Below are 465 nucleotides of genomic sequence, written 5' to 3'. Positions count from 1 at the left end.
ACCATATTTGATGCTATGGCTTACGTAATTCTTTACAATACCGGATCTGATCAAATAATCCAATCAATTCAGATCTTTTTAAAGCAACTTAAAACAGAAGAAGAACGGGAACTGGCCAAATCTATATTAACAAAAGATTTGCCGATTGGAATCTCTTCAACTACTTTGAATAAAGTATACGGTAAAGGGTTTATCAGTAAACACAAGGTTATGAAAGGTCAAAAATACAATCCTGAAAAACACCTTACAAAAAGAGAAGAGTTCATTGTCTCACTTAAAGTCGATGGCTTCAGATCAACAACGAAGAACTTGGAAGAAGGCAGCGAATTCATTACAACCACCGGTGCCAAATACGAAGGATTAATTGAACTCGAAGAGTTAATGAAAAAACTTCCGACAGGATTTGTTTATGAAGGAGAACTCGTAAACGTGAATAGAGATAACCTTTCCTCATCGGACTTATTC

Annotated in this window: 1 protein-coding gene; it reads left to right on the top strand. The window is 35.5% G+C overall.

Features of this window, described 5'->3' with window-relative positions; translation table 11 throughout:
* Positions 1-465, top strand: a 465-nt coding sequence (locus BTA35_RS18025; protein ID WP_161489888.1) for a hypothetical protein, incomplete at both ends; no start/stop codon positions are given.

Origin of the sequence: Oceanospirillum linum, assembly GCF_001995095.2 — a bacterium.
In the GTDB taxonomy this organism is placed as follows: Bacteria; Pseudomonadota; Gammaproteobacteria; order Pseudomonadales; family Halomonadaceae; genus Oceanospirillum; species Oceanospirillum linum.
The sequence above is the reverse complement of the archived record's forward strand: the minus strand, read 5'-3'. Positions and strand labels throughout refer to the sequence as shown.